Source organism: Rhodococcus sp. USK10, assembly GCF_019378875.1.
Lineage (GTDB): Bacteria > Actinomycetota > Actinomycetes > Mycobacteriales > Mycobacteriaceae > Rhodococcus_F > Rhodococcus_F pseudokoreensis.
The window spans coordinates 7,077,855-7,098,538 of record NZ_CP076048.1 but is presented as its reverse complement, the minus strand read 5'-3'; the positions used below and the strand labels follow the sequence as shown (position 1 = coordinate 7,098,538).

The following is a 20,684-nucleotide window of genomic DNA, read 5'->3' as shown; positions in this document are numbered from 1 at the left end:
GGCTAGGAGCCGGCGCTGAGGAAACCGAGAAGGTCGTGCCGGGTGATGACGCCCGCGGGCTTTCCGTCGTCGACGACCATCAGCGCGTCGGTGTCGCCGAGCGCCTTGGTGGCGGCCGACACGGGTTCGCCCGAACCGATGAGCGGGAACGGCTTGCTCATGTGCTTCTCGACCGGGTCGGCCAGGTGTGCGCGTCCCTCGAAGACGGCGCTGAGCAGGTCGCGCTCGGTGACGCTGCCCGCGACCTCACCGGCCATGACGGGCGGCTCGGCACCGACGACGGGCATCTGGGACACCCCGTACTCGCGGAGGATCTCGATGGCGTCGCGCAGCGTCTCGGACGGGTGGGTGTGGACGAGGTCCGGGAGTTCGCCGGACTTGCCGCGCAGCACGTCGCCGACGGTCTTCTCGTCGGGCTTGCCGTCCAGCGGGGTGCGGAGGAATCCGTAGGACGCCATCCACTTGTCGTTGAAGATCTTCGACAGGTAGCCGCGACCGCCGTCGGGCAGCAGGACGACGATGACGGCGTCGGGGCCCTCGCGCTTGGCGACCTCGAGCGCGGCGACGACGGCCATGCCGCAGGAGCCGCCGACCAGCAGGCCCTCCTCGCGGGCGAGACGACGGGTCATCTCGAAGGAGTCGGCGTCGGACACGGCGATGATCTCGTCGGGGATGGACGGGTCGTAGGCGCTCGGCCAGAAGTCCTCGCCCACTCCCTCGACCAGGTACGGACGGCCGGTGCCACCCGAGTACACGGAGCCCTCGGGGTCGGCGCCGATGACCTTGACCTTGCCGCCGGACACCTCCTTGAGGTAGCGGCCGGTGCCGGTGATGGTGCCGCCGGTGCCGACACCCGCGACGAAGTGGGTGATCTTGCCGTCGGTGTCGGCCCAGATCTCGGGGCCGGTGGTCTCGTAGTGGCTCTGCGGGCCGCCCGGGTTGGAGTACTGGTTGGGCTTCCAGCCGCCGGGCAGTTCGCGGGCGAGCCGGTCGGAGACGGTGTAGTAGCTGTCCGGGTGGTCGGGCGCGACCGCGGTGGGGCACACCACGACCTCGGCGCCGTAGGCCTTGAGGACGTTGCGCTTGTCTTCGCTGACCTTGTCGGGGCAGACGAACACGCACTTGTATCCGCGCTTCTGGGCGACCAGCGCGAGGCCGATGCCGGTGTTGCCGGACGTGGGTTCGACGATGGTCCCGCCCGGTTTCAGCTCGCCCGACGCCTCCGCGGCGTCGATCATCTTGACCGCGATGCGGTCTTTCGAGCTTCCACCCGGGTTGAGGTATTCGATCTTGGCTGCAACGGTCCCGTGGTTCTCACCGATGACGGAAGAGAGCTTGACGAGAGGGGTGTTGCCGATCAGGTCGACGACGTGTTCCGCGATGCGCATGCCTCCATGCTCCCAGATGCCCTGATCCGATGCTCACAGACGTCCGGCACGGGGGCCCCGATCCGACTAGATTGGTGCGGACGCAGTCCGCTGGAACCCGTGAGATGAGCACCAGGTAGCGGAAAGGTGAGACCAGTGCCCAAGAGGACCTGGCAGTCCGGAGTGAAGGCCGGCGCCGCGGCTGTCGTGGCAGGTTCGAGTGCAGGCACGCTGTCGTGGGCGGCGTACTCGTATCTGATGTCGCAGGCGACGGCGGCCCGCGGGGTGATCGGCCACAACGTCGCCAAGCCGCCGGAGGCCGACGGCGTCTACTCCCCCGGCGCCGCGGGGCCCGAACGCTGGCTACGGACCACTCCGTACGACGTCCATCTGATGATCTTCGGCGACTCCACGGCCGCCGGGGTGGGGTGCCTGTCGGCGGAGGAGGTGCCCGGCGTGCAGATCGCGCGGCGCCTCGCCGACGAGACGGGGAAGCGGATCCGGTTGAGCACCAAGGCCATCGGCGGCGCCACGTCCCGCGGGCTCAGCGGGCAGGTGGACGCGATGTTCGTCGCCGGGCCGCCGCCGGATGCCGCGGTGATCCTGGTCGGCGCCAACGACGTCACGTCCAAGAACTCCATCCGGGCGTCGGCGCGCAGGCTCGGGGAGGCCGTCGAGCGACTCCGCGCCCACGACTGCGCCGTCGTCGTCGGAACGTGCCCCGACCTGGGGGTGGTGACGGCGATTCCGCAGCCCCTGCGGACCGTGGTCCGGACCTGGGGGCTGCGACTGGCCCGGGCGCAGGCGGCCGCGACCAGCGCGGCGGGCGGCCACCCGGTGGCACTCGCCGACCTGCTGGCCCCCGAGTTCCTGGCGGCGCCCGACCGGATGTTCTCCTCCGACCACTTCCACCCGTCGGCGGCGGGCTACGAATTGGCGGCCATCCAGATCGTGCCCGTACTCGCGACGGCCCTGGGTCTGTGGCACGGCGGGCCCCTGCCCGATCTGCCGGAGGTGTCGGAGGCCGCGGAATCACGCAAGCTGTCGACCCGGATGACGGCCTCGCTCAACCGTTTTCTGTGGCGACGCGACGTCCGGCGACGCACACCCGCCCGCCTCGACGAACTCCTCGCGATCGAGGAGGCGTCCGCGCCCGGGACGCGACGGGTCGCTGAGTGAGATGGCGACGACCCCGGCGGCGCCCGGCAACGTAAGTTGTCGGGAAGGCCACAAAACGGGTGGTCTGAAACACAGTGCAGACACCCGCCGTTGACAAAGGAGTTTTCATGCCCGAGGCAGTCATCGTCTCCGCAGTACGCTCACCGATCGGCCGAGCCATGAAGGGCTCGCTCAAGACCATCCGCCCGGATGATCTGACGACGCAGATGGTGGCCGCGGCGCTGGCGAAGGTCCCCGAACTCGACCCCACCGAGATCGACGACCTGCTCCTCGGCTGCGGCCAGCCCGCCGGGCAGTCCGGCTTCAACATCGCACGCGTCGTCGCGGTGGAACTGGGTTACGACTTCCTGCCCGGCGTCACCGTCAACCGCTACTGTTCGTCCTCGCTGCAGACCACCCGGATGGCACTGCACGCGATCAAGGCCGGCGAGGGCGACGTCTTCATCTCCGCCGGTGTCGAGTCGGTGTCCAGCTTCGTCACCGGCAACGCCGACGGCCTGCCGAACACCAAGAACGCGAGGTTCGCCGACGCCGAGGCGCGCACCGCGAAGCTCGCCGAGGGCGGTGTCGCGTGGACCGACCCGCGTGAGAACGACCAGATCCCCGACGTCTACATCGCCATGGGCCAGACCGCCGAGAACGTCGCTTCGGCCACCGGCATCACCCGCGAGGAGCAGGACCGCTGGGGCGTCCGCTCGCAGAACCGCGCGGAGGAGGCGATCAAGAACGGCTTCTTCGAGCGGGAGATCACCCCGGTCACCCTCCCTGACGGCACCGTCGTGTCCACCGACGACGGCCCCCGCGCCGGCACCACGTACGAGGGCATCAGCCAGCTGAAGCCGGTGTTCCGGCCCGACGGCACCGTCACCGCGGGCAACGCGTGCCCCCTCAACGACGGTGCCGCGGCGCTCGTGATCATGTCCGACACGAAGGCGAAGGCCCTCGGCCTGACCCCGCTGGCCCGCATCGTGTCCACCGGTGTGTCCGGCCTGTCGCCCGAGATCATGGGTCTCGGTCCGATCGAGGCTGTCAAGAAGGCACTCGCCATCGCGGGCAAGTCCATCTCCGACATCGACCTGTTCGAGATCAATGAGGCGTTCGCGGTGCAGGTTCTCGGTTCCGCCCGCGAACTGAACATCGACGAGGACAAGCTGAACATCTCCGGCGGTGCCATCGCCCTCGGCCACCCGTTCGGCATGACCGGCGCCCGCATCACCAACACCCTGCTGAACAACCTCCGTGAGCAGGACAAGACGTTCGGCGTCGAGACGATGTGCGTCGGCGGCGGTCAGGGCATGGCGATGGTCCTCGAGCGCCTGAGCTAGGCGGCTCCGCCGCCCGTGCGTGGTTGACGAGTGCAGAGACTCGCTAACCACTCACGGGCGCGAAGCGCCTAGTCGCTGTTGAAGTAGCTCAGCAGTCGCAGGATCTCGACGTACAGCCACACCAGGGTGACGGTGAGGCCGAAGGCGACGCCCCACGCTGCCTTCTCCGGCGCCTGGGCGCGGATCAGCTGGTCGGCGGCGTCGAAGTCCAGCAGGAAGCTGAACGCGGCGATGCCGATGCAGACGAGGCTGAAGATGATCGCCACGGGACCGCCGTCGCGGAGGCCGAAGCCACCGTCCATGAAGAAGCTGGCGATCAGGTTGCCCAATGCGAGGACGACGACACCGATGAGGGCGCCGATGATCATCCGCGTCAGGCGGGGCGTGACCCGGATGGCGCCGGTCTTGTAGACGACGAGCATGCCGAAGAACACGCCGAACGTGCCGAGCACGGCCTGCCCGATGAGCGCCGCACCACCGACTCCGCCGAAGGTGACGTCGGTGAACATGAACGACAGCGCGCCGAGGAACAGGCCCTCCGCGACGGCGTAGGCGAGGACGATGGCCGGGTTGTCCATCTTGCGGCCGAACGTGGCCACGAGGACCAGCACGAGACCGACGAGGCCGCCACCGATGACGAGCGGGGTCGCCAGGTTCGCGTCGTTGCTCACCAGGAAGTAGGAGATGATCGCCGATACCGTGAGCACGCCCAGCGTGACGCCCGTCTTGGTGACGACGTCGTCGATGGTCATCGAACGGTGGTCGGGACCCGTCCGGTAGGGCTCGGCCTGCGTGTACTGCGGCTGACCGAACTGCTGCGTGACCTGCGCGGCGCCGGCCGTCGTAGATCCGAACGAGGCGTATCCGCCGCTGCCCTCTTGTTTGGGCAGGTTGCGGAACACCGGGTTACTGGTGGTGCGCACCGTGCACATCCCTTCTCGTGGCTCGCCGGGTGGATCCGGGTGTCTTGTACGTTGAACGTCCCGCACCCACCGCAAGTTCCCGTTCGTCGCTTTCGGGTCGGACAATTCGGACTCTACCGGTGCCGCGGCGACACTCGCCAGACGAGGCCGGTCGGCGTGGCGGTCAGGCCACCGACCGGGTGACCGTGAATTTGGGATTCCGCCCGACCACATCGGTTCTCCCGACGAGCCGCTGCAACCGGCCCCGGTATCCGAGGTGGGAGTTGTACACGGTCCACAACTCGCCGCCCGGCCGGAGCACGCGCCCGGCTTCGGCGAACATCTTCGACGCCCCACCGGTGTGGACGGCCGCGCCCACGTGGAACGGCGGGTTGCACAGGACGACGTCCTGACTGTCGGTCGCGAGACTGGACATGGCGTCGTCGCGCAGGGTGGACACCCGCCCGTCGAGACCGTTGGCGCGGGCGGTGGCGGCAGCAGACGCCACCGCCGCCGCCGACTGGTCAGTCGCGATCACCGACACCTCCGGGAGGAGCCGGGCCAGGCTGACGGCGAGGATGCCGGTTCCGCAGCCGAGGTCCACGGCCGCCCGGGCCCGGGGGTTCACCCGGGGCAGGAAGTCGAGGAGGTATCGGGTCCCGATGTCCAGTTTGGGGCCGGCGAACGCCGCCCCGTAGGAGACGACGTCCAGCCCGATCTCGGCGAGGTGATCGGTGACGGGGTACGTCTGCTGCGCCGAGTCCCGCGGTCCGCGCGCGATCAGCACCCGCGACTTCTGTCTGCCGAGGGTGGCGCGGACGTCGGAGAACGACCGCCCGAGGACGTCGTTCATGGCGGTGGAGATGTGCTTGTTGCGTCCACCCGCGTAGACGACGACGGACGGGTCGGCGTGGCGGGCGATCGTCTCGGCGACCTCGGTGAGTTCGCCGAGGCTCCGCGGCAGTTGCATCAGCACGACCGTCGTCCCCGCGAGCAGTTCCTCGCCGAGCGCGCACGACCGGTAGCGATCGGCGAGCCCGACGGTCGCGGCGTTGGCGGCCAGCGCCAGTTCGCCGGTCAGCGGGTCCTGGTGCACGCGGATTCCGGTGGCACCGTGCGCCGCCGCGGCGCCGAGGGTGAGAGCGCCGTAGTGGTCGCCGATCACGGTGAGCGTCCCGGAAGGCGCGGCGGACAGGGCGGCCGCGGCCTCGTCGAGGATCAGCCGGTCGGCGGCGTCGACGGCCGTCAGGTTGGGGGCCTCGACGTCGGGGCGGCGACGCAGCCGGGAGAACAGGTCGTCCCGGTCGAACACTTCGGAGTCGAGCACGTTACCGGGACACCCACTGCGCGACGTGGGCGACGGGTTCCCGGTGGGTGCGGAATCCGTTGACGGGGTTCTCGGTGTCGGGGTACCCGAACGAGATCGCGCAGACCACCCTGCGGTCCTCCTCGAGCGCGAAGAAGTCGTGGAGGAACCGCGAACTTCCCGCGACGGCGGCCTGCGGGATGGTCGCCACTCCGAGGCTCTGCGCGGCGAGCAGGAACGTCTCGACGTACAGGCCGCAGTCCACGGCGCCGTAGGTGCCGAGTGCTTCGTGCGTGGTGACGATCGCGACGTGCGGCGCCCCGAACAGGTCGAAGTTCTTCATCGTCTGCTCGGCGGACGCGGCCCGGTCGCCGGGGGCGATCCCGACGCTGGCGTACAGCTGCATGGCGCACTCGCGGCGGCGCAGTTTGTGCTCGCCCACGTATTCGCGGGGCCAGTCGAAGTCGGACTCCTGCGGGTGGGTGCGGACGTACTCTGCCAGCCCGGCGCGGAACCGCTCGGTGCCATCCCCCTCGGTGATCGCGACCTGCCACGGCTGCGTGTTGCACCACGACGGCGTCTGCTGGGCGAGCTCGAGGATCCTCTCGATCACGTCGTGCGGCACCTGCTCGGGCAGGTATGCCCGGCAACTGATTCGCGCGTCGAGGAGCTGGGCCAGGGTGCGCTCGGCCGGGGTCGTGCGCGCTGTCGCAATGCCGGTATCCGTCACCGTCGAATTCTCCTCGGGTCTACTCGTTCTCGAACACCGCTCTCCGTGTCGCACGTCCGCGATATGCTGGCGTCAGTGCACCGAGAAGGTGATTTCATTGAGTGTGCCACGACACCCGGAAAGCAGTTCCGGGCCGACCGACTCGGATCCGCAGGCTACCAAGCGGATCGTCGTGACCGACATCGTCGCGGAGCTGTCTTCGGAAGGATTCGACGACGCCCGCGAGATCGGCCGGGGAGGGTTCGGGGTCGTGTACCGCTGCCTTCAGACGGCCCTCGACCGCACGGTCGCGATCAAGGTGCTGTCCTCCGATCTGGACGGCGAGGATCGGGAACGTTTCCTGCGCGAGCAGCGTGCGATGGGAAAATTGTCGGGGCACCCGCACGTCGTCGACATCCTGCAGTCCGGGGTGACGCGCAGTGGCAGGCCGTACATCGTGATGCCGTATCACTCACGCAACTCGCTGGACGCCTGGATTCGCCGTGAAGGGCCGCTGCCGTGGAGCGAAACACTGCGCGTCGGCGTGAAGTTGGCGGGCGCCCTGGAGACGGCGCACCGGCTCGGCACGCTGCACCGCGACGTGAAGCCCGCGAACATCCTGCTCACCGGATACGGCGAACCGCAGCTCACCGACTTCGGCATCGCGCGCGTCTCGGGGGGCTTCGAGACCACGTCGAGCATGATCACCGGTTCGCCGGCGTTCACGGCCCCGGAGGTCCTGCGCGGCGACGCGCCGTCCGCGTCCTCCGACGTGTACAGCCTGGGCGCCGCCCTGTTCTGTCTGCTCACCGGTCACGCCGCGTTCGAGCGGCGCAGCGGGGAACGCCTCGTCGCGCAATTCCTCCGCATCGCCACGCAACCCGTTCCGGACCTGCGGGGCGAGGACATTCCCGACGACGTGTGCACTGCCATCGAGCGGGCCATGTCCGAGGAACCGACCGACCGACCGGAATCTGCAGCGGAATTCGGCCAGGAACTCCGCGACATCGAGCGCAGGCACGGTCTCGACGTCGACGAGATGGCGCTCCCCGCCGCGGCCGACGAGTTCCCGCGCACCGAGCACACCTCGACGCCGACGACGCAGTCCGGGCGCAGTCGCAGCTACCGGCGGCGGTCGGGTGCCACCCCGCCGAGCGCCGCCGCCCGGTTCCGGCCGCCGACCCCGATGCGTTCCCTGGTGGAGCGCACCCGCCTCCTGGATCTGCTCCGGCTGGGCCAGCGGAGGCGGTTGACGCTGATCCACGCCCCCGCCGGGTTCGGGAAGAGCACGGTCGCGGCCCAGTGGCGCGACGTCCTCATCGAGGACGGCGCCGCCGTCGCCTGGTTGACGGTGGACAACGACGACAACAACGTCGTGTGGTTCCTGTCCCACCTCGTCGAGGCGATCCGCCAGGCCGAGCCGACGCTGGCCGACGAACTGGGGCAGGCGCTCGACGAGAACGGCGCCGACGCGGAGCGGTACGTGCTGACGTCGCTGGTGAATCAGGTCCACGACAGCAGGCGCCACGTGGTGGTGATGATCGACGACTGGCACCGTGTCACATCGCCGGACACGATCGCGGCGATGGACTTCATCCTGGAGAACGGCTGCCACCACCTGCAGATGGTGGTGAGCAGCCGAAGCCAGGCGGGACTTCCGCTCGCCAAGATGCGGGTGAGGGACGAGCTCGTCGAAATCGACTCCGTAGCATTGCGTTTCGACCTCACGGAGTCGCAGCGGTTCCTGGTCGACCTCGGCGGACTGCACCTCGACGACTCCGACGTGGAGGCGCTGGAGGAGACCACGGACGGGTGGGTGGCGGCGCTGCAACTGGCGTCGCTGTCGCTGCGCGATCGCGACGATCCCGGCGACCTCATCCGGCACATGTCGGGCCGCCACCACGCGATCGGCGAATACCTGGCGGAGAACGTGCTCAGCACGCTCGAGCCTGCGCTGCTCGACTTCATGCTGGCCACGTCCATCACCGAGCGGGTGTGCGGCGAACTCGCGTGCGTGCTGGCGAACGTGCCCCGCGGTCAGGCCCTGCTCGAGCAGGTCGAATCACGCGACCTGTTCCTGCGCAGCCTCGACGAGGACCGGGAGTGGTTCGAGTACCACCACCTGTTCGCCGAGTATCTCCGCCGGCGGCTCGAGCGCGACCATCCGTCGCGCGTCGCGGATCTGCACCGGGCGGCCGCGCACTGGTTCGCCGATCACCACTACGTCAGCGACGCAGTGGATCACGCGCTGGCGGCGGGTGATCGCGACGTGGCCGTCGCGGTGGTCGAGGAGCAGGGCATGTACCTGGTGGAGCATTCGCGGATGGTCGCGCTGCTCGGCCTCGTCGACAAGCTGCCGCAGTCGCTGGTCGAGTCCAGTCCGCGCATCCAGATCGCGGTGGCGTGGGCGAACATCCTGCTGCAGCGGGTGGCGCCGGCGCTGCAGGCGCTGTCGCTCGTCGCGTCGAGGCTCGAGTCTTCGGCGCTGAGCGAATCCGAGCAGGCGGACATCCGGGTGGAGGCCGACATTGTCCGCGCCGTGATCGCAGTGTCGTCCGATCGCATCGCCGGAGTACCCGACCTCATCGCGGAATGTCTGGCCCGGCCGGAAACCCTGCGCCCGTGGGTGGTCTCGGCGGGGTCCAATCTCGCCTCCGCGGTCGCGATCGCCCAGTTCGATTTCGTGGAGGCGCGCCGCCTGCAGGAGTGGGCCACCGGGTATCACCAGCGGACCGTCGGACCGTTCAGCAAGATGTACGGCTACTGCTTCGCCGGTATCGCCGCGCTGGAGCAACTCGACATCACCGCGGCCGAGGACAATTTCCGGCTGGCCGTGCAGACCGCGACGAAAGGGGTGGGCCCGCACTCGCACGCCGCACGTCTCGCGGGGGCGCTCCTGGGCGAGTTGATGTACGAGCTGGGTCATCTCGACGAGGCCGAAAGACTTCTCGACGAGAGCTACGAACTCGGGCCCGAGGCCGGCATCGTCGATTTCATGATCGCCAGGTTCGTCACGGGTGCCCGGCTGAAGGCGGCACGCGGCGACGTCGCGTCCGCTGCCCGGCACCTCGACGAGGGTGCGTCCGCGGCGGCGGCGCTGGGACTCCCCCGGCTGCGCGCCCGGGTCGAGAACGAACGGGTTCGGCTCGGACTGCCCGCCTCGCCGCAGCCGCCGCCCACTGCCGGGAAACTCACCCGGGAACCCGATTTCGGTTTCGCCGAGATCATCGCGCAGCTCGACGACGCCACGGAGATCCGGAAGCAGCTGGCGGTCGAGCCGGACGTCGCGTGCCGCCGCGCGGAGGAGTGGGTGCGCCGGGTCGAACAGGAGAGCAGGCCGAGGGCGGCCATGCAGGCCAATCGCCTGCTCGTCGCGTGCCTGGTCGCGGCGGGCCGGGTCGACGAAGCGAAGTCGGTGCTGGCGTCCATCGCCGCGACGTGTGCGCGAATCGGCTTCGTGCGCTACCTGATCGACGGCGGGCCGCGCGTGGTGCCCGCGCTGACGGCGCTCCTCGAGGACAGGGTGGCGGGCCGGTGGCCGTCCGACCGTCCGGAGGTTCCGGCGGAGTTCCTGGCCGCGGCACTGGAGACGGCGACGCCGATCGAGAGCTAGCCGTGCCCTGTCGCCGCTTCCGCCACGAAGAGGAACCGCCGCGGCATATCGTGGACTGATGACCGATCCATCGCCGCAGGACGGGCCACGGTTCAGTGGTCTGCGCGCTTTGTTCGTCAATTGCACCCTCAAGCGGTCACCCGATGTGAGCAACACCCAGGGCTTGATCGACCGCAGCGTCGGCCTGATGGAGAAGGAAGGCGTCACGGTCGACCAGTTCCGGGCGGTGGACCACGACATCGCGACCGGCGTCTACCCGGACATGACCGAGCACGGGTGGCCGAGCGACGAATGGCCACAACTGTTCCGCCGTGTGCTGGACGCCGACATCCTGGTGCTGGCGGGCCCGATCTGGCTCGGCGACAACGGTTCCGTCACGAAGCAGGTGATCGAGCGGCTGTACGGGTGCTCGTCGCTGCTCAACGACCACGGCCAGTACGCGTACTACGGGCGGGCCGGTGGGTGTCTGATCACCGGCAACGAGGACGGGGTCAAGCATTGCGCGATGAACATCCTCTACAGCCTCCAGCATCTCGGATACGTGATCCCGCCGCAGGCCGACGCCGGGTGGATCGGTGAAGCCGGGCCGGGACCGTCGTATCTCGACGAGGGGTCGGGCGGCCCGGAGAACGATTTCACCAACCGCAACACCACGTTCATGACGTACAACCTGATGCACGTCGCCGCGATGCTGAAGTCGGCAGGCGGGTTCCCCGTGTACGGAAATCAACGGTCGGAATGGGACGCCGGGTGCCGTCCCGACTTCGCCAACCCGGACTACCGCTGATCCGTCCCACCCGAGAGGGAAGTCATGTGCCGATTGTTCGGGCTGTCCGCCGCCCCGCACCGCGTTCGCGCGTCGTTCTGGCTGCTGGACGCCCCGGACAGTCTGGCGCAGCAGAGTCACCGCGAACCGGACGGCACCGGCCTCGGCACGTTCGCGGAGGACGGGACGCCGCTGGTGGAGAAGCAACCGCTCGCCGCGTACGAGGACGTCGAATTCGCGCAGGAGGCGAAGCACCGGTACTCGGCCACGTTCGTCGCGCACATCCGCTTCGCGACCACCGGTGAACTGCTTCCGCAGAACACCCATCCGTTCGCTCAGGACGGTCGCGTGTTCGCCCACAACGGCGTGGTCGAGGACCTGCCGAAGCTCGAGGCGGAACTGGGCTCCGATCTGGCTCTCGTTCACGGCGACACCGACTCGGAACGGGTCTTCGCGCTCGTGACGCGGCACATCGGCAGGAGCGGCGGCGACGTCACGGCCGGGATCACCGCCGCCGCCCGGTGGCTGGCCGACAACGTGCCGATCTACGCGCTCAACATCCTGCTGACCACTCCCGGCGAATTGTGGGCGCTGCGCTACCCGGACACCCACGACCTGCTGTTCCTCGAGCGGCGCGCGGGCGGCCCGAGCGGTGGCCGCCACCTCCAGCACGCGAGCACTCCCGGCCGGATCCGGGCCAGGTCCGAACATCTCTCCGAGCGTCCGGCGGTGGTCGTCGCGAGTGAGCAGATGGACGAGGACCCCGGGTGGACACCGCTGCAGTCCGGCGAACTGCTGCACGTCGGCCGCGACCTCGCCGTCACCCGGGAGGTGATCGTCGATCACCCGCCGCGGTACCCGATCCGCCTCGAGGACCTGAATGCCCGGTCCGCTGCGGCGCAGACCGAGAAGTAGCCACCCGGTCAGAACTCGATCCGCAGGTGCTCGCTGACGGGGCGGGCCTGGCACGCGAGGATGTAGCCGCTCGCGATGTCCTCGGGGTCGAGGATCGACGCGTTGTCCATGTCCACCTCGCCCTCGACGACCGTGCATGCGCAGGAACCACATTCGCCTTCGCGGCACGAGTACGGGACGTCGAGCCCCTTGGAGAGCATGACGTCGACGAGTGTCGCCTGGCGCGGCCAGCTCAGGTTGTGCGCTTCGCCGTCGAGTTGCACCTCGACCGTCGACGCCGTTCCCGGTTCCGTGTCCTCCAGCGCTTCCACGACGATCTCGGCGAACGGATCACCCGTCAGTGACGTGAACACTTCGGCGTGCACGCGGTCCCGGGGGACGCCGGCGAGTGCGAGCGACTCGTGGATCGCCTCCATGAACGGACGCGGTCCGCACATGTACGCCCGGTGGTCCCGGAACCGGTCCGACAGGTTCGCCAGCTGCCGCGGCGTCGGCAGGCCCTGCACGCTCTCGAGCCAGTGCACGACGGTCAGCCGGTGTTCGTGGCGGGCGGCGAGGTCCCGCAATTCGTCGGCGAAGATCACCGACTTCTCGTCCCGGTTCGCGTACACGAGAACGACTTTCCCGGTACCCTCACTCAGCGCCGATTTGAGGATAGACATCACCGGGGTGATTCCGCTGCCCGCGGCGAACAGGATCAGGTCTTCGTCCAGGCTCGCCGGAGTGAACACTCCGGCGGGCGGCAGCACCTCGATGCGGTCGCCGACGCCGACGTTGTCGCACAACCAGTGCGAACCGTATCCGCCCGCGGTGCGCTTGATCGTCACCTTCGGCAGGTCGTCGGTGAACGGGGAACTGGCCAGCGAATAGCACCGGGCGACCGACCCCGTTCGGTCGCTCGGGATACGCAGTGTCAGGAACTGCCCGGGCTTGTAGGCGAATTCGTGCCTGCGCTCGTCGGGGACGTCGAACACCAGCGAACGGGCGTCGGACGTCTCCTCCACGACGGCGGCCACGGTGACCACTACTGATCGCGAACTGCGTGGTGTTTCAACGGTCGTCATCGCGACGGTGCCCTCTCGCTACGGTAACTCGATCCTGCCGAAACTACTGCAGGTCGGCGGCGGCGGCCGCGGGTCTTCCCGCTGGGCGGGACCCGGATTTTCGCCGTCACCCCCACCGCGACTGCCCGCCGTCCAGCGGGATCGTCGCCCCGGTGAGGTAGCCGGCGTCGTCGCTCACGAGGAACACGACGGCGCGCCCGATGTCGGATTCGGCGTCACCGACCCGCCCGAGGGGGATGCCCGCCACGAACTCTGCCGCCTCGTCCGGGTTCCGGTCCATCCACCGTGCGAGCGCCGGACTTTTCGCGTGCGGGGCGACGGACAGCACCCGGATCCCGTCCCGGCCCCACTCGCAGGCCGCCGACCTGGTCAGCGAACGCATGCCCTCCTTGATCGAGCCGTACGCCCCGTAGTTGCTCGCGTCCCACCGGACGGCCGCCGACGTGACGAGGTTGACGATCACGCCGCCGCCGCGCGCGACCATGTGTGGGTGGCACGACTGCATCATCCGCAGCGTCGCGAGCGGTCCCGTCGCGAACGACCGCTCGTACTCCTCGTCGATCACCGACAGGATCGGCCCCGGTGAGCAGTCGTTGGCGTTGTTGACCAGGATGTCGACGCCGCCGAACGTGTCCACGGTCCGCTCGACGGCGGACGCGATGTCCTCGCGCCTGCTGACGTCGCACACCACCGGTGCGCTGCGGGCGCCGATCGCGGACAGTCGTTCGCACGTGTCGTGCAGTTTCGACTCCGTGCGTCCGGCGACCGCGATCGCCGCCCCTTCCCGCGCGAGGGCGAGGGCGATTCCCTGCCCGATCCCCTGGCCCGCACCCGTGATCAGTGCAACCTTGCCGTCGAGTGTGTTCATGTCTGCTCCCGTTCCCCTACTATCGAACCAAGCAATTGCTTGGTCTTGCGTATTCGCTGATCACCGCCGAGCGCCGGGTCTCCCCCGCGCTCCTCACTCCGAAGGTCTCCCCCGTGACACATCCCCATCCTCTCGATTTCAGTGGCCTCGCCGTCGTCGTGACGGGCGGCACCAAGGGCATCGGTTTCGTCGTCGCCGAAGCGTTTCTCGCCGCGGGTGCGAACGTGCTCGTGTGCGGCCGGTCCGCGCCGGACACCCTGCCCGCACACGGTGATCGCACCGCCGCGTTCCGCGCGACCGACGTTCGCGATCACGCCGACGCCGCCGGACTGATCGACGACGCCGTCGCCCGATTCGGCCGCCTCGACGTCCTTGTCAACAACGCGGGTGGGTCGCCCGACGCGGACGCCGCCACCGTCTCGCCGCGCTTCGTCGAGAAGATCGTCGCGCTGAACCTGCTGGCTCCCTTCACCGTCGCCCAGGCCGCGAACGCGGTGATGCAGCAGCAGTCCGACGGCGGCGCGGTCGTCAACATCGGCAGCGTCTCCGCGCACGATCCGCAACCCGGCACCGCCGCGTACAGCGCCGCGAAGGCCGGCCTGCTCGTGCTGACGAAAGCACTTGCGCTCGAATGGGCTCCGAAGGTCCGCATCAACCACATCACCACGGGTCTCATCCGCACCGAGAGCGCGGCGTCCGTCTACGGCGAGGACGGCGGCGCCGCCGTCACCCGGACCCTTCCGATGGGGCGGATGGCGGTGCCGTCCGACATCGCGGACGCCTGCCTGTTCCTGGCGAGCGCGCAGGCGTCGTACGTCAACGGCGCCGATCTCGCCGTCCACGGCGGCGGCGAATACCCCGCGCGGTACCTCGCGACCCACTCCTGACGTCCGCGCCGAATGTCACCCCGGTTGTTCTGCACCGGTGTGACATTCGGCGGTGGAATCCGGACGTGCGGTCAGCCGAACTCGGCGCGGGCGCCTGCGATCACCGGCGCGTCGTCTCGGACCAGTTCGAACGACGCGTCACGCGCGTCGCCCCACGCCCGCAACGCCGGCGTGTCGCCCGGGTACACCGGTGCGGCGAACCGTCCCTCGAGCCGCGTGAGGTCGGCGGGGTGCACGTCCAGCGCCCGCGCGAGTTCCAGCGCGCTCGCGGCGACGGTGCACAGGCCGTGCATGATCGGCCGGGGCTGCCCGATCCGCTCGGCCGCCGCCGGATCGATGTGGATGTGGTGCCGGTCGCCGGTCAACCGGTACAGCGCCGCCTGATTCTCGGCGGTGCGCAGGACGCGCTGCACGTCCGGTTCGCCCTCGGGCCGTGACGGTTTCGCGGGACCGCGCTCGCCGCCGAACCCGCCGGAGCCCGGCGCGAACAGCGACCAGGTGGCGACGAAGAACTGGGATTCGACGCGCACGTCGAACACCGCCGCCGAACCCTTGTCCCACACCTCGCCGACGGACGCCGACAACGCGATCTCGCCGCGACGCGGAAGGGGGGCGAGCACCGTCAGTTCTTGCGATCCGTGCAGCGCCGTCTTCGTGTCGAACGCGCCCCGCGATCCGAGTTCGTCCGGCGCCCACTGGGCGAGGGTGAGAGCGAACGTGGGCAGCACCCGCAGACGCTCCTCGAAGACGAGGTCCAGTTCGGTGGCTCGCGCACCCACCGACAGTGCGTACAGGATGGCGTCGCGCTCGTCGTAGCTCACCGTGCGGGTGCCGAGGTCCTCACCCCGCCACGCTCCTGCCGTCGTGCGCTCGGTTGTCGTCATGATCAGTCCTCTCTGCCCAGGATCAGGCCGCTGGTGGGCACGGCGGTGCCCGCGGTCACCAGCACGTTGCCGATGCCGTCCGGTTGTGTCGTCGATGTTCCGCGGATCAGGCGGACCGCCTCCGCGATGCCGTTGACGCCGTGCAGATAGGCCTCGCCGATCTGCCCGCCGTGCGTGTTGGACGGGAGGCGTCCGCCGATCTCGAGGTTGCCGTCCCGGATGAAGTCCTTCGCGTCGCCGGGGTCGCAGAACCCGAGTTCCTCGAGTTGCGGCAGGACGAGCGGGGTGAAGTGGTCGTAGAGGATCGCCGCCGAGATGTCGTCCGGTGCGAGACCGCTCTGCCCGTAGAGTTGCCTGCCGACGAGGCCCATTTCGGGTATGCCCGTGATGTCGGGCCGGTAGTAGCTTGCCATCATGTGCTGGTCCTTGCCGGACCCCTGCGCAGCGGCCTTGATGATCGCCGGGGTGCTGCGCAGATCCTTGGCGCGTTCGGCGGAGACCACGACGAGGGCCTGGCCGCCGTCGGTTTCCTGGCAGCAGTCCAGCAGGTGGAGCGGTTCGGCGATCCACCGCGACTGCTGATGGTCGTCGAGGGTGATGGGACGCCCGTGGAACCAGGCGGCGGGGTTGACGGCGGCGTGCTTGCGGGCGACGACCGCGACCCGGCCGAAGTCCTCGCTGGTGGCGCCGTACCGGTGCATGTACCGGCGGGCGAACATCGCCACCCACTGGGCGGGCGTCGACAGTCCTTGCGGGGTCAGCCAGGCGTAGGCGGCCCGGTCCGCGGTGCTGTCCATCGGGCGGTCGTGCTGCCCGAGTCCGTAACGCACACCGGACCGTTCGTTGAACGCGCGGTAGCAGACGACGACGTCCGCGATGCCCGTCGCCACGGCCATGGCCGCCTGCTGGACGGTGGCGCACGCGGCGCCGCCGCCGTAGCCGATGCGGGAGAAGAACTTCAGCTCACCGATGCCCGTGTTGCGGGCGACGAGTACCTCACCGTTGGTTTCGGCGGTGTACGTGGACAGTCCGTCCACCTCGGACGGGTCGATGCCCGCGTCGGCGAGCGCGGCGGCGATCGCCTCGCACGCCAGTTGCAGTTCGCTGCGTCCCGAGTGCTTGGAGAATTCGGTGGCGCCGATGCCGACGATCGCGGCGGCGCCCGACAGGGGGCTGGTCACAGGTCTCCTCGTGCAGGCAAGTCTCCTCGAGCAGGCAGGGCGACGACGACGGTGCCGGTGGCGTGGTCGCCGAGGCTGTTGGCGCCGCGGATCTTCACGCTCACGAGGCCGTCGTCCTTCGCGACCACCTCACCGGTCAGGGTCATCTCGTCTCCGGGGTAGTTGGGGGCGCCGAGCCGCACCGCGATGCGGCGTAGCGACGCGTGCGGTCCCGCCCAGTCGGTGACGAACCGCCCCACCAGCCCGTTGGTGGTGAGGATGTTCATGAACACGTCCTTCGATCCCCGCTCCACCGCGAGGTCCGGGTCGTGGTGGACGTCCTGGAAGTCGCGGGTGGCGAGGGCGGTGGCGACGATCAGGGTGCGGGTCAGTGGAATCACCAGTTCCGGCAGCCGGGTGCCGATCTGCACGGTCTCGTAGGTCGGGGCGCCGATGGTCGCGGTCATGCGACCACCTCGACCCCGGCCGCCAGTTGCGCGCCGAGACGCGCCAGGTCGGAGGAGGCGCCGCCGAGTGTGGCGGCGAGCTGTTTGCCCCACAGCAGGTGCCGGTGCACGGGGTAGTCGGTGTCGACGCCGATCCCGCCGTGCACGTGTTGCGTGCGGTGGACGACCCGCTGACCGCCGTCGGTGGCCCACCATTTCGCCACCGGCACGGCGGTTCCCGGATCCTCGCCGCTCCCGAGCAGCCAGACGGCCTGCCAGAGCGTCACCCGCATCGCCTCGAGGTCGATGTAGCAGTCCGCGAGCTGGTGGGTGACGGCCTGGAACGTCGCGAGCGGGCGGCCGAACTGCGTGCGTCCGTTGAGGTAGGTGACGGCCTGACGGACCGCGCCTTCGCCCACTCCGAGTTGCATTGCGGCGACGGCGAGTTCCGCGCGGTCGAGCAGCCACCGCACCGCGGTGCCGTCCGCCGGGCCGAGCGGCTCGGCCGGCGCCCCGTCGAACGTGACGTTGGCGCAGATCTCGCGGGTGGTCGACTCCGCCTGCTGCGCAGTCACTCCCACGGATTCCGGGCGCACCAGGAACAGTGCCGGACCGCTGTCCGTGGCCGCGGAGACGACGAGGCGGTCGGCGACATGCGCCACCGGCACCGCGGCCTTGACGCCGTGCACGTGCCACCGGCCGTCCACCTCGCGTGCCGTCGTCGACGGTTCGCACGGGGCATGCGGGCCGAACTCCTCGAGCGCGACGGTGACGATCCCGCTGCCGTCCGCCGCCGCGGGGACCAGGGCGTCGCGTTGGGCGGGCGTCCCGAACTCGGCGATCGCGAGCGCGCCGAGCACGTGCGGCCACAACGGAACCGGGGCGACGTTCCGGCCCTGCTCCTCGAGCAGCACGTACAGTTCCGCAAGTCCCGCGCCGCCGCCCCCGAGGTTCTCGGGCAGGGCGAGGCCGAGCAGACCGGTGGTGGCGAGTTCGCGCCACAGTTCCCGGTCGATCCGGTCGGCGGTCGACTGGATCTCCTTGATCCGTTCGGGTCGCGATTTGGCGGCGAACACGTCCGCGGCCAGTCCGCGGACCGCCTCCTGCTCCTCGCCGAATGTGAAGTCCATCAGTTCTCCTCCCGTGTGGCGGGCCGGAACGCGGGGAGCGTGAGTTCCGGGTCGGCGTCGATCCATTCCAGTTCCACCGGCATCCCGATGTGCACGTCCGCCGGTTCGACGCCCGTCATGTTGGCGATCAGGCGGGTGCCTTCCTCGAGTTCGATCACCGCGACGATCAGGGGGTAGTCGAAGGCGTCGATCTGCGGGTGGTGGTTGACGACGAACGTGTAGACGGTGCCCCGTCCCGACGCGTCGACGGTGTCCCAGTCGGTGGACCGGCACTCCCCGCACATCGGTCCGGTCGGGTGCCGCAGCACCCCGCAGTCCGTGCACCGCTGGATGACGAGGCGGTGCTCGCGGGCGGCCGCGAACCAGAAGGCGTTGTCCTCGTTGAGGGCGGGCCGCGGGCGCAGGGCGCGGGGGGCCGGCCGTTCGGCGGGCCGGAAGCGGAGTGTCCGCCACCGCTGGGTGCCGACGATCTCGCCGTCGCCGTTGCAGTACGTCTTGAGGGTGGTGACGAAATGTCCGGCGCCGAGACCGGTCTGCTTCTCCGCGGAGACGGACTCGACCACCTCGGTCGTGCTCACCCGGTCGCCGGGGCGCAGTTCGGCGAAGAATTCCTGGTCGGAGTCCGTGGCGACGACGGACGTGAAACCGGCCTCGTCGAGGGTGGCGATCAACTCCGTCCAGACGGGTGACGGGTCGGCGCCGGAAATCTTGTCGACGTACGTGCGCATGGTCCACACCTGCAGCATCTGGGCGGGCGCGACGGCACCGGGGCGGCCGGTGGCGCGTGCGGCGTCGTCGTCGAGGTAGACGGGGTTCGTGTCCCCCATCGTCTCGGCCCAGTGCCGGATCATGGGGGTGTTCACCGGGTCGGGCCCCCAGGTGGCCGGGACGATCGTCCGGCCCTCGAACGCGCGCAGCCGGGTGAGGAGTTCGCTCATTTCGCCCTCTTCTCGCGCACCAGTCCGAGGCCGAGGGTGCCGACCATGTCGCGGAGCACCTCGTTGACGCCGCCGCCGAACGTATTCACCACACTCTGTCGCGAGATCTGTTCGATCTGGCCTGCGAGGACCGCTCCCGGTGATCCGGGGCGCAGCCGGCCGGCGGCGCCGAGGATCCCCAGCAGCGTGCGGTAGACGTCCACGTGGGTTTCGGTGCCGTACGTCTTGGTGGCGCCGGCGTCGGCGCCCGACAAACTGTCCCGTGCGACCGCCGCGGTCATCTTCCAGTTCAGCAGTCGCATCGCCTCGAGCTTGGCGTGGGTGCGGGCGAAGTCCATCTGCACCCAGGGAAGCTCGAGCGCACCGTTCTGCCGCGCCCAGTCGAGGACCTGGTGCCACAGCCCGAGCGTGCGGCCGCCGAGCGCCGCGAGCCCGATCCGTTCGTGGTTGAGTTGCGCGGTGATCAGCTGCCACCCGCCGTGCACGTCGCCCACGACGTCCTGATCGCCGACCCGGATCCCGCTGTAATAGGTCGACGTGACCGTCAGCCCTCCCACGGTGTGGATGGGCGACCAGCTGAAGCCGGGGTCGTCGGTGGGCACGATGAGGATCGAGATGCCCTTGTGTTTCGGGGCATCCGCATCGGTGCGGCACGCCAGCCACACGAAATCGGCGGTGTTGGCGCCGCTGGTGAAGATCTTGTTGCCGTCCACGATCCACGAGTCCCCGTCGCGCACGGCCCGGGTCTGCAGCGAGGCGAGGTCGGTGCCGGCCTCGGGTTCGGTGTAGCCGATGGCGAACACGATGTCGCCGGCGAGGATGCCGGGCAGGAACCGCGCCTTCTGCTCCTCGGTGCCGTACTTCATCAGCGTGGGCCCGACGGTGTTGACGGTGACGAACGGGAACGGCAACCCGGCCCGCTGCACCTCGTCGAAGAACACGAACTGGTCTTCGATCGACCGTCCCTGCCCGCCGTACTCGACCGGCCAGCCGACACCGAGCCAGCCGTCCTTGCCCAGCAGGCGCACGATGTCGCGGAAGTGTTCGCCGCCGACACCCTCCTCACCTGCGACGCGGCGCTTCTCCTCCGGCAGCAATGCCGCGAAGTAGGCGCGCAATTCCCGCCGGAGTTCCCGCTGCGCGGGCGATTCCCTCAGATCCATCGGCGATCTCCTCATGCCTGTGCGTGGCTGTCGCCACGTGTGTTCTGGACGCTAACCAGCAC

18 protein-coding genes are annotated in these 20,684 nt (G+C 69.5%); 6 read left to right on the top strand and 12 right to left on the bottom strand.

What is annotated here, in order from left to right; all coding sequences use genetic code 11:
- Window positions 1–2 precede the first annotated feature (2 nt).
- Window positions 3–1,388: a cystathionine beta-synthase gene (locus tag I1A62_RS39510; RefSeq protein ID WP_124389412.1), complete on the bottom strand. Its 1,386-nt coding sequence runs from the start codon at window positions 1,386–1,388 to the stop codon at window positions 3–5.
- A gap of 135 nt (window positions 1,389–1,523) precedes the next feature.
- On the opposite strand from I1A62_RS39510, the gene I1A62_RS39505 reads away from it, so the two are divergent.
- Both I1A62_RS39505 and I1A62_RS39500 read left to right on the top strand, forming a co-directional pair.
- The gene (locus I1A62_RS39505) at window positions 1,524–2,546 is read left to right on the top strand and encodes an SGNH/GDSL hydrolase family protein (RefSeq protein WP_219457706.1); all 1,023 of its coding nucleotides are present in this window, start codon (window positions 1,524–1,526) and stop codon (window positions 2,544–2,546) included.
- A 107-nt stretch (window positions 2,547–2,653) separates the two neighbouring features.
- Window positions 2,654–3,871: an acetyl-CoA C-acetyltransferase gene (locus I1A62_RS39500; RefSeq protein WP_219457704.1), complete on the top strand. Its 1,218-nt coding sequence runs from the start codon at window positions 2,654–2,656 to the stop codon at window positions 3,869–3,871.
- A gap of 68 nt (window positions 3,872–3,939) precedes the next feature.
- On the opposite strand, the gene I1A62_RS39495 is transcribed toward I1A62_RS39500, so the two are convergent.
- The 3 genes from I1A62_RS39495 to I1A62_RS39485 form a co-directional block, all read right to left on the bottom strand.
- The gene (locus I1A62_RS39495) at window positions 3,940–4,794 is read right to left on the bottom strand and encodes a Bax inhibitor-1/YccA family protein (protein WP_219457703.1); all 855 of its coding nucleotides are present in this window, start codon (window positions 4,792–4,794) and stop codon (window positions 3,940–3,942) included.
- Between the two features lie 163 nt (window positions 4,795–4,957).
- Window positions 4,958–6,100 (bottom strand): class I SAM-dependent methyltransferase, encoded by a 1,143-nt coding sequence (locus tag I1A62_RS39490; RefSeq protein ID WP_219457701.1) that lies wholly within the window; start codon window positions 6,098–6,100, stop codon window positions 4,958–4,960.
- 1 nt (window position 6,101) lies between these two features.
- Window positions 6,102–6,809 (bottom strand): nitroreductase, encoded by a 708-nt coding sequence (locus I1A62_RS39485; RefSeq protein ID WP_219457698.1) that lies wholly within the window; start codon window positions 6,807–6,809, stop codon window positions 6,102–6,104.
- Between the two features lie 103 nt (window positions 6,810–6,912).
- On the opposite strand from I1A62_RS39485, the gene I1A62_RS39480 reads away from it, so the two are divergent.
- From I1A62_RS39480 to I1A62_RS39470, 3 genes are read left to right on the top strand one after another with little or no spacing between them, the layout of a single operon-like run.
- On the top strand, window positions 6,913–10,401 hold the full coding sequence (locus tag I1A62_RS39480) for a serine/threonine-protein kinase (protein WP_124389511.1): 3,489 nt from the start codon (window positions 6,913–6,915) through the stop codon (window positions 10,399–10,401).
- A 58-nt stretch (window positions 10,402–10,459) separates the two neighbouring features.
- Window positions 10,460–11,188 (top strand): flavodoxin family protein, encoded by a 729-nt coding sequence (locus tag I1A62_RS39475; RefSeq protein ID WP_206005719.1) that lies wholly within the window; start codon window positions 10,460–10,462, stop codon window positions 11,186–11,188.
- A gap of 24 nt (window positions 11,189–11,212) precedes the next feature.
- Window positions 11,213–12,082 (top strand): class II glutamine amidotransferase, encoded by an 870-nt coding sequence (locus tag I1A62_RS39470; protein ID WP_124389406.1) that lies wholly within the window; start codon window positions 11,213–11,215, stop codon window positions 12,080–12,082.
- A gap of 8 nt (window positions 12,083–12,090) precedes the next feature.
- On the opposite strand, the gene I1A62_RS39465 is transcribed toward I1A62_RS39470, so the two are convergent.
- Window positions 12,091–13,146 (bottom strand): ferredoxin--NADP reductase, encoded by a 1,056-nt coding sequence (locus I1A62_RS39465; protein ID WP_124389405.1) that lies wholly within the window; start codon window positions 13,144–13,146, stop codon window positions 12,091–12,093.
- 106 nt (window positions 13,147–13,252) lie between these two features.
- Window positions 13,253–14,014 (bottom strand): SDR family NAD(P)-dependent oxidoreductase, encoded by a 762-nt coding sequence (locus I1A62_RS39460; protein ID WP_219457697.1) that lies wholly within the window; start codon window positions 14,012–14,014, stop codon window positions 13,253–13,255.
- 113 nt (window positions 14,015–14,127) lie between these two features.
- Here I1A62_RS39460 and I1A62_RS39455 point away from each other — a divergent pair, with 113 nt between their 5' ends.
- On the top strand, window positions 14,128–14,901 hold the full coding sequence (locus I1A62_RS39455) for an SDR family oxidoreductase (RefSeq protein WP_219457695.1): 774 nt from the start codon (window positions 14,128–14,130) through the stop codon (window positions 14,899–14,901).
- 71 nt (window positions 14,902–14,972) lie between these two features.
- On the opposite strand, the gene I1A62_RS39450 is transcribed toward I1A62_RS39455, so the two are convergent.
- Genes I1A62_RS39450 through I1A62_RS39425 form a run of 6 tightly spaced genes read right to left on the bottom strand, consistent with a single transcriptional unit; the run spans window position 14,973 to window position 20,622 of the window.
- Window positions 14,973–15,785 (bottom strand): MaoC/PaaZ C-terminal domain-containing protein, encoded by an 813-nt coding sequence (locus tag I1A62_RS39450; RefSeq protein ID WP_219457693.1) that lies wholly within the window; start codon window positions 15,783–15,785, stop codon window positions 14,973–14,975.
- Window positions 15,786–15,787: 2 nt separating this feature from the next.
- The gene (locus I1A62_RS39445) at window positions 15,788–16,966 is read right to left on the bottom strand and encodes a lipid-transfer protein (RefSeq protein ID WP_219457691.1); all 1,179 of its coding nucleotides are present in this window, start codon (window positions 16,964–16,966) and stop codon (window positions 15,788–15,790) included.
- Complete coding sequence (locus I1A62_RS39440; protein ID WP_219457689.1) at window positions 16,963–17,412, bottom strand: MaoC family dehydratase; 450 nt, start codon at window positions 17,410–17,412, stop codon at window positions 16,963–16,965. Before I1A62_RS39440 ends, I1A62_RS39445 begins: the two co-directional genes overlap by 4 nt.
- On the bottom strand, window positions 17,409–18,521 hold the full coding sequence (locus tag I1A62_RS39435; RefSeq protein WP_219457687.1) for an acyl-CoA dehydrogenase family protein: 1,113 nt from the start codon (window positions 18,519–18,521) through the stop codon (window positions 17,409–17,411). The genes I1A62_RS39440 and I1A62_RS39435 overlap by 4 nt, the downstream gene beginning before the upstream one ends.
- A complete protein-coding gene (locus I1A62_RS39430) occupies window positions 18,521–19,459 on the bottom strand; it encodes a bifunctional MaoC family dehydratase N-terminal/OB-fold nucleic acid binding domain-containing protein (RefSeq protein ID WP_219457684.1) in 939 nt (312 codons plus the stop codon). Before I1A62_RS39430 ends, I1A62_RS39435 begins: the two co-directional genes overlap by 1 nt.
- Window positions 19,456–20,622: an acyl-CoA dehydrogenase family protein gene (locus tag I1A62_RS39425; protein ID WP_124389397.1), complete on the bottom strand. Its 1,167-nt coding sequence runs from the start codon at window positions 20,620–20,622 to the stop codon at window positions 19,456–19,458. Before I1A62_RS39425 ends, I1A62_RS39430 begins: the two co-directional genes overlap by 4 nt.
- Window positions 20,623–20,684 lie beyond the last annotated feature (62 nt).